This window comes from Mycobacterium sp. (assembly GCF_035633495.1).
Taxonomy (GTDB): domain Bacteria; phylum Actinomycetota; class Actinomycetes; order Mycobacteriales; family Mycobacteriaceae; genus Mycobacterium.
Genome location: NZ_DASQEU010000147.1, coordinates 59,547 through 67,098, shown reverse-complemented (window position 1 = coordinate 67,098; position 7,552 = coordinate 59,547). Strand labels below are relative to the sequence as shown.

Annotated in this window: 9 protein-coding genes; all 9 read right to left on the bottom strand. The window is 65.2% G+C overall.

What is annotated here, in order from left to right; translation table 11 throughout:
• Window positions 1-178: 178 nt before the first annotated feature.
• Window positions 179-1,027 (bottom strand): SDR family NAD(P)-dependent oxidoreductase, encoded by an 849-nt coding sequence (locus tag VET27_RS21735; protein ID WP_526521680.1) that lies wholly within the window; start codon window positions 1,025-1,027, stop codon window positions 179-181.
• Between the two features lie 8 nt (window positions 1,028-1,035).
• Entirely contained in the window at window positions 1,036-1,464 is a 429-nt protein-coding gene (locus tag VET27_RS21730; protein WP_526521679.1) for a nuclear transport factor 2 family protein, read from the bottom strand.
• Between the two features lie 3 nt (window positions 1,465-1,467).
• Entirely contained in the window at window positions 1,468-2,595 is a 1,128-nt protein-coding gene (locus tag VET27_RS21725; protein ID WP_526521678.1) for an NDMA-dependent alcohol dehydrogenase, read from the bottom strand.
• A gap of 95 nt (window positions 2,596-2,690) precedes the next feature.
• On the bottom strand, window positions 2,691-3,236 hold the full coding sequence (locus VET27_RS21720) for a nuclear transport factor 2 family protein (RefSeq protein ID WP_526521677.1): 546 nt from the start codon (window positions 3,234-3,236) through the stop codon (window positions 2,691-2,693).
• Window positions 3,237-3,238: 2 nt separating this feature from the next.
• A complete protein-coding gene (gene fdx, locus VET27_RS21715) occupies window positions 3,239-3,445 on the bottom strand; it encodes a ferredoxin Fdx (RefSeq protein ID WP_526521676.1) in 207 nt (68 codons plus the stop codon).
• A gap of 17 nt (window positions 3,446-3,462) precedes the next feature.
• Window positions 3,463-4,815, bottom strand: a complete 1,353-nt coding sequence (gene cyp51, locus VET27_RS21710; RefSeq protein WP_526521675.1) for a lanosterol 14-alpha demethylase — start codon at window positions 4,813-4,815, stop codon at window positions 3,463-3,465.
• Entirely contained in the window at window positions 4,812-5,636 is an 825-nt protein-coding gene (locus tag VET27_RS21705; protein ID WP_526521674.1) for an SDR family oxidoreductase, read from the bottom strand. The genes cyp51 and VET27_RS21705 overlap by 4 nt, the downstream gene beginning before the upstream one ends.
• On the bottom strand, window positions 5,637-6,836 hold the full coding sequence (locus VET27_RS21700) for a cytochrome P450 (RefSeq protein WP_526521673.1): 1,200 nt from the start codon (window positions 6,834-6,836) through the stop codon (window positions 5,637-5,639).
• Window positions 6,833-7,441, bottom strand: coding sequence for a TetR family transcriptional regulator (locus VET27_RS21695; RefSeq protein WP_526521672.1), 609 nt, complete (start codon window positions 7,439-7,441; stop codon window positions 6,833-6,835). Before VET27_RS21695 ends, VET27_RS21700 begins: the two co-directional genes overlap by 4 nt.
• Window positions 7,442-7,552: the final 111 nt, after the last annotated feature.

Here is a 7,552-nt window from a genome sequence, read left to right as displayed (position 1 = left end):
CGGACTGGGACCTGCGCAGCGCGAAGAGTTCCCCGATCGCCGAGAGCCGTTCCCCGGCCGCGCACGCCTCCGCCCGCGCCGCGGAACACACCCGCTGCACCAGGGAGACCGGAGCAGCACCCGTATCGAACATGTGTTCGAGTATGCCACCGGGTTGTGACAACCGGAGCGTCGCGGATCAGCCCCTGTGGACGAACCCGTCAAGCTCGGCGATCGACCACGGCGGAAAGTCATGATGATCGCGATACGCGACGATGCTGGGCGTGGGCCGATCGAAGCGACCGACGAATCCCCCTGCGGCGATGAAGATCTCACCGGTCACGTCCTTGGCGAGGCCGCTGGCCAGGTATGCGTAGGTGGGCGCGGCGTACTCGGGTGGCGCCGCGTCGAGCGCACCCTGCATGCTCACCTCGTCGAGCAGGCCGCGTCGATTGAGGTCCACGATCTGGGCCTCGTAGTCGGGGCCGGTCGACAACCTCGTCCTCGCACCGGGGCACACCGCGTTCGCGCGCACGCTGTGGGACTTCAGCTCGGCGGCGATCGCGAGCGTCAGTCCGTTGACGGCACCCTTGCCCGCCGGATAGCCGGTCCCGCCGTAGTCGCCGAGAAAGGCGAACGAGCTGGTGTTGACGATCGCACCGCCACCCTGCGCGACCATCTTCGGCGCCGCTGCCCGGCATGTCTCGAACACCGTGCCGAGGTGTGCATCGAGCAGGTCGTGAAACTCGCCGGAGGTCACGTTGAGGATCGACGAGCCGGAAGGCTCGGCCGTTCCCGCGCAGTTGATCAAGGCGTCGATGCGGCCGAATTCGCTGACGCACGACTCGATCAGCGCGTCGGCGAGCGCCGGGTCCGACGGTGAGCCCGGGAATCCGACGGTACGGCCCCCCACACGTGCGACGGCTTGCTCGACCGCATCGGCGTCACGGCCGTTGATCACCACCCCGAAGCCATGGGCCTCGAGAAGCTCTGCGACGGCGAGGCCGATGCCGCGCGAGCCACCGACGACGACGGCTCCCTGGCTCACTCCGGCGGTCAGCTATCCCCCTGGCCGAACTGCATGGCATCCGTGTTCCAGTAGCCTCGCAGGTTGGTGATGAGGCCCGCGTCGTTCACCCGGTAGGTGAAGACGCCTCGCACCGTCGCCGTGAAGCCGTTGGGAAACTTGGTGTGCAGCACCAGGATGTAGGCGATCTCGGTCGGTGAGCTCGACGGGAAGGTCTCCTCGCGGGTGACGGTCAGCTGGTTCGGCCCGATGTTCGCGTCGTAGAACGCCGCGACGGCCTCCTTGCCGCGCACACCGTTGCCATCGGGGTTGGTGACGGACTCGCCGATCGGATCCTCGATGACGACGTCGTCGGTCATCAGGGCCAACCAACCCTCACGGTCGCCCGACTGGACGCAACGCCACGACGCTTCCGATGCGACGAGCACGGGGGACTGCTCGACTGTCTCCTGGGACACGAGTTACCTGTCGGCGTCGGTGTAGCGGATGACACCGCGGATGTTGCGGCCCTCCAGCATGTCCTTGTAGCCGTCGTTGATCTGCTCCAGCTGGTACTGCCGAGTGATCATGTCGTCGAGGTTGAGCTTGCCCGCCTTGTACATCGACAGCAGCTGCGGAATGTCGAAGTGCGGATTGCCACCACCGAAGATGGTGCCCTGCAAGCGCTTCTGCATCAGGGTCAGCATCGCCAGATTCAGGTTGACGCTGGTGTCGAGCAGGCTGCCGATCGCGGTGAGGACGGTGGTGCCGCCCTTGGACGTCAGGTTGACGTAGGTGTCGACGTCAGCGCCCTTCAGCTCGCCGACCGTCACGATGACCTGCTTGGCCATCAGACCATGGGTGGCCTCGGCGATCCCCGCGAAGGCCGCGTCGGTGTCCGGATACGCGTGCGTGGCACCGAACTTCAGCGCAGCATCGCGCTTCCACTCGACGGGCTCGATGACGAAGATGTGGCGGGCGCCCGCGTTGTCCGCACCCTGCACCGCCGACATGCCGACACCGCCGACGCCGATCACCAGGACGTCGTCGCCGGGGCGGATGTCGCCGGCCTTCACGGCCGAGCCGTAGCCCGTCGTCACACCGCAGCCCACGAGGCACGCTACCTCGAAGGGGATCGACGGATCGATCTTCACCACGGAGCTCTTGTGCACGACCATGTATGGGCTGAAGGTGCCGAGCAGGGTCATTGGGAAGACGGGCTGGCCCTTGGCCGTGATGCGGTGGGTGCCGTCGGAGACGGCCTGGCCGCCGAGCAGTCCGGCGCCCAGGTCGCAGAGGTTGCGCATCCCGGCCTGACAGGACGGGCAGGCACCGCACGACGGGATGAAGGACAGCACGACGTGGTCACCGGGCGCGACGTCCTCGACACCAGGGCCGACCTCGGTCACGATGCCCGCGCCCTCGTGGCCGCCTAGTACCGGGAAACCGGCCATCGGGATGTCGCCCGTCACCAGGTGGTGGTCGGAGTGGCACATCCCAGACGCTTCCATCTGGATCTTGACCTCGTCCTTGACGGGGTCGCCGATCTCGATCTCCTCGATCGACCAAGGCTGATTGAACTCCCAGATGAGAGCACCTTTTGTCTTCATCTCCTACGTGCCTTCCACTAGAGCCGGTGAGCACAGACTAGAGCCATTAGTTACGTGCGTCACAAGCACCCCAAAGCAACCGCTTGGCCGGGAGCTCACCAGATCGGCAGGGGCGCTTCTCCGAGCGGGTAATACCCGGGCAACCGCTCGCCGGCGACGCTGCGCTCGATCCGCTTCTGCATGCCCTGGCTGAGATCGCCCGACTCGATGAGCTTCATGAACATCTTCGAGACGTGGCCGAAGTCGAAGAAATCGCGCTGCCATTCGATCAGTAGCTGGTCGTTGAGGCGGAACCAGCTGCCGCCGATCCCGTAGATCTCGTCCTGGGTGCCGTCGGTCTTGTTGACGATCTGCTTCCAGAAGCCAACGATCTCGCCCTGCTTCTCGTCGACCAGCACCTTCTGGTACTCGTAGACCCAGTTCTCCAGGCCTTCCATCTCCAACCCGAGCGCGACGTCGCGGATTTCGTCGCGCCCGACGCACATCACGTCTTCCTTGGGGCCGATGTTCCAACCGTAGGTGGCGTCCTCGGTGTAGAAGTCCGCCAACGGCTTCCAGTCACCCGCGGCCTCGGCGTCGCGATTGACCTGCAACCAGCGCTCGACCCAATCGTCCAGCTGAGCACGTGTGAACGACGCCATTGTCAGTCCTCTTTCTCTTTGATGAACAACGCTTGGGTGGGACAAATGTCGACGGCCCGTTCGATCTCGTCGCGAGCGTCCTCGGGTGGCTCGGCGTCGAGGATCTCGACCTTGCCGCGCCTGGGCACCGTGAAGTAGTCGGGTGCCTCGAGTTCACACATCGCGTGTCCCTGGCAGAGATCCAGGTCCACTTCCACTCGAAATGCCATGGTGTGCGTCCCTCGGGTCAGCCCTGGCGCTTGCGGTAGCGCACCTTGGCGGGCCGATCCAGCTGGACCACCATCTTCGTGTGATCGTTGCGGTAGGTGTCGGCGGGCTGGGCCATCTCGAACTCGTACTCGCGCAACAGGACCGAGAAGATTGCCTTGATCTGCATGGTGGCGAACGCCGCACCGACGCAGCGGTGGCGTCCCGCCCCGAACGGGATCCACGTCCAGCGATTCGCGACGTCGGCCTGCTCGGGTTTGTTGTAGCGGTCCGGCTTGAAGGCATCGGGTTCGGGGAAGTCCTCGGGAATCCGATTCGAGATCGCCGGGGACGCGGCCACGAAGTCACCCTTGTGGATCGGGAAGCCCTCGACCTCGAACTCACCCTTGGCGACCCGCATCAGGATGATGAGCGGAGGATGCAGGCGCAACGTCTCCTTGACCACGTTGTCCAACAACGGAATCTGGCGCAGCGCATGGAAGCTCACCTCCTGGCCATCGGCGTAGAGTTCGTCGAGTTCGGCGACGATGTCGGCGTAGACCTCGGGATGGCGGATCAGCTCGATCAGCGTCCACGACGACGTACCGGAACTGGTGTGATGCCCGGCGAACATCAGCGAGATGAACATGCCGGTGACCTCGTCGGCGGAGAACCGAGGGGTCCCCTCCTCGTCCTTGATCGACACCAGCACGTCGAGCATGTCGCGGTCGCTCTTGTCCCTGGGCGGGTTGGCGACGCGACCGTCCATGATTTCCTGAACCAGCGCAACGAGTTTCACGCGCGCTTCGTCGCGGAGCCGAAAACTCTCGATCGGCAGGTACGGGTCGACGTAGCACAGCGGGTCGGTGCCGCGCTCCAGTTCGTGGTAGTACTGCGCGAATCGACTGTCGAGCTGCTCGCGGAACTTCAGTCCGATGAGGCAGGCCGTCGAGGTGTAGATGGTCAGCTCGGAGAAGAAGTCGAGCAGCTCGATCTCGCCCTCGTCCCCCCAGCCGGCGATGATCTTCTTGACCTCGTTCTCGATGGTGGCCGCATGACCCTTCATCTGCTCGCCGCGAAGAGCGGAGTTGTGCAGCATCTCCTTGCGCCGCTCGGGGCTGGCGTCGAACACCACGCCCTCGCCGAAGATCGGGGTCATGAACGGGTAGGCCTCGGCTTGGTCGAGATCCTCGTCGGCAGAACGGAAGAAGAACTCGTTGGCCTCGGCGCCGGACAGGAAGATGACGTGCTTGTCGACCAGCTGGAACCAACCGACGTCGCCGCACTCCTCGCGGATGCGCTTCATCAAGCCGATCGGGTCGGTGCGGAACTCCTCGAGGTGTCCGTGTTCTTCCTCGCCGCCGGAGACTCTGGGGACTATCGCTGTGGTCATGTGTCCAGAGCCTTCTCGTCGACTTTGAGTTGCTGGCGTTCCTTGACTCCTGCCAGGGGAGCTTCGGGCTGAAGCTCCATGTTCGCAATGAACCCGCCACGCGGGGTCTCCGCGACGAAGGTGATGGCACGCGCCAGATCTGACGCACGCAGGAAGTAGTCGTGCCGCGCCTGACCCCACTTGGCCCAGTCCCCGAGGGCGGGACCGATGAGATCGGCGGGCAGGCTCCACCCCATCGACGTCTTCGTCGGGCCGGGATGCACGATCGAGGCGCGAACCCCGGTGCCCTCCAACTCCATCTGGAAGTTGGTGACCATCGCGACCAGTGCGGCCTTCGCGGCTCCGTAGGCGCCCATGTGCGGGCGCTGCCGAAGTGCCACGTCGGAGCCGACGAAGATCAGGTCACCGCGCTGGCGTTCGAGCATGCCGGGAAGCACCGCGGCGGCCAGGCGGTTGGCACCGACGAGATGAATCTGTATCTGCGAGTTGAAGTCCTCGGTGCTGATGTCGGCCAGCTTGCCGAAGTAGGTGTCGCCGGCGCCGGCCACCAAGACCTCGATGTCGCCGAGCGCGTCGACGGCGTTGGCCACGAACGACTTCACCGAGTTCGGGTCGGTGACGTCGAGGTGGAACCCGACGGCTTCACCACCTTCGGCGCGGATCTTGCCGACCAGTTCGTCGAGCTTCTCCACTCGGCGGGCGCCGAGCGCGACGGGGAAGCCGCGGGACGCGAGTTCGATGGCGGTGGCCTCACCGATGCCGGCGGAGGCACCGGCGACGATGGCCGGTCTGCGGTCGGGAAGCGGGGCGAAACGGGGCATCTATCGGGCCTTCACGGTGATGGGCAGGTGGGCGAATCCGCGGACGTTGCTGGAGTGGACGCGGACCGAGTTGGCTTCGTCGACTTCGTATCCGCGGATGCGTTTGAACAACTCGGTCAGTGCGACCTGCGCCTCCATCCGGGCCAGATGCGCTCCGAGGCAGAAGTGCGCACCGCTGCCGAAACTCACCAGCTTGGAACCGATGTCACGACCGATGCGGTAGCTGTCGGGGTCCTCGAAGGCCCGGTCGTCTCGGTTGGCCGAGCCGGGGAGAAGCAGGAGGACGTCGCCTTCGGGGATCGTGGTGTCGTGCAGCGTCATGTCCGCGGAGACGGCGCGTGCCAAGATCTGGCTCGACGTGTCATAGCGCAACGTCTCCTCGACCCACGGCTTCACCAGTGAGTGGTCGTTGAAGACGGGGGCGAGTTCGTCCGGGTTCTTGAAGCCCCAAAAGGCAGCATTTGCAAGCAGTTTCGTGGTGGTTTCGTTGCCGGCGACGACCATCAGGAACAGAAACGCCATGATCTCCTCGTCGGTGAGCTTGTCACCGTCGATCTCGGCCTCCAGGAGTGCCGACGTCAGGTCGTCGGACGGCTTCTTGCGCCGAGTGGTCACCATGTCGGCGTAGTAGACCAGCAGTTCGCCCGAGGCCTGCATCGCCTCGGCGGGCACGTCGGACACGCCATCCTCGCGATGCATGACACCGTCGGCGAGGGCGCGGATGCGGACTCTGTCCTCGCCGGGCACTCCCATCAACTCGGAGATGACGTCCATCGGCAGCTTGCCCGCGAAGTCGTCGACGTAGTCGAAGTTCTCCGACTGCAGCGCGGCGTCGAGATGCTGCACGGCGATCTCGGTGACCCGGCCTTCGAGCTCACGAATCCGCCTCGGCGTGAAGCCCTTCGAGACCAGCGTGCGCAGGCGAAGATGGCCGGGATCGTCGAGTGCGAGGAACGACATCACCCGGTGTGCCTCGTCGTTGCGCGAGATGGGGTCGAGCGACACGCCGTGCTTGTTCGACAGCGTCGTGCTGTTGCGGAAGCCCTGCACGACGTCCGTGTGCCTCGACAACGCCCAGAAATCCAGTTCCTCGTTGTGGTAGAGCGGCGCCTCGTCGCGCAGTCGCCGGTAGTACGGATACGGGTCCTCGTGAAAGTCGTAGTCGTACGGGTCGAGCAACGGTGGCGCGGTCGTCGTCATCGGTCATCTCCGACTATGAGGCCGACCACGTAGCTCAGGCGGTCGGCGATCTGGTGGTACGTGAAGACGCCGCTGCCTGCGTTGACCAGCGCGCCGAAGAACGTCATCTCGAGGGCCGCGACCACGCGCGAATCCGCGTCCGGTCCGACGGCGGACCGGATGCGGCGGTGGATCTCGCCGCCGATACGGTCGCGGACGCGGCGGACGGTGGGATCGGCCCCGGCCAGAAGGGCCGTCGTGCAGGCCGCCGCCACCTCGGGATCGTCGGCCACCGTCAGGGCCATGCTGCGCAGCGCCTGCTCGACGCGGATCGGCATCGGCTCGTTGACGTCGGTGAAGAACGGCACCTGCTTCAGGAGATCGAGGTAGATCTCCGCGATCAGGTGGTTCTTGGAGGAGAAGTAGGTGTACGCAGTGGCTGGCGCGACCTTCGCCCGCGCTGCGACCGCGCGCACCGTCAGGTCGGCGTACGACGTTTCGCGCAGCATCTCCAAGCCTGCGGTGAGCACCTTGCGGAACGTCTGCTCTTGACGCCGGTTCCGCGGCGTCTCGCCGGGGGCCGTCTGGGGCTCCCCTGTAACTGCGAACACGGCATCACTGGACACATGTCCAAGTTATCGGACGGCGCGGCCACTCGGCAAGCTCCCCGTCCATATTGACGCGTAGTAGCAGTTTAAGGCCATTGCCGTGCTCAGGTCGATGATGCACCCTTGCCA

What these genes read in the sequence shown, in the direction of transcription:
- fdx (WP_526521676.1), bottom strand. Translation starts at nt 3,445, where the DNA reads ATGGCATTTCGAGTGGAAGTGGACCTGGATCTCTGCCAGGGACACGCG.
- VET27_RS21725 (WP_526521678.1), bottom strand. Translation starts at nt 2,595, where the DNA reads ATGAAGACAAAAGGTGCTCTCATCTGGGAGTTCAATCAGCCTTGGTCG.
- VET27_RS21705 (WP_526521674.1), bottom strand. Translation starts at nt 5,636, where the DNA reads ATGCCCCGTTTCGCCCCGCTTCCCGACCGCAGACCGGCCATCGTCGCC.
- VET27_RS21700 (WP_526521673.1), bottom strand. Translation starts at nt 6,836, where the DNA reads ATGACGACGACCGCGCCACCGTTGCTCGACCCGTACGACTACGACTTT.
- cyp51 (WP_526521675.1), bottom strand. Translation starts at nt 4,815, where the DNA reads ATGACCACAGCGATAGTCCCCAGAGTCTCCGGCGGCGAGGAAGAACAC.
- VET27_RS21720 (WP_526521677.1), bottom strand. Translation starts at nt 3,236, where the DNA reads ATGGCGTCGTTCACACGTGCTCAGCTGGACGATTGGGTCGAGCGCTGG.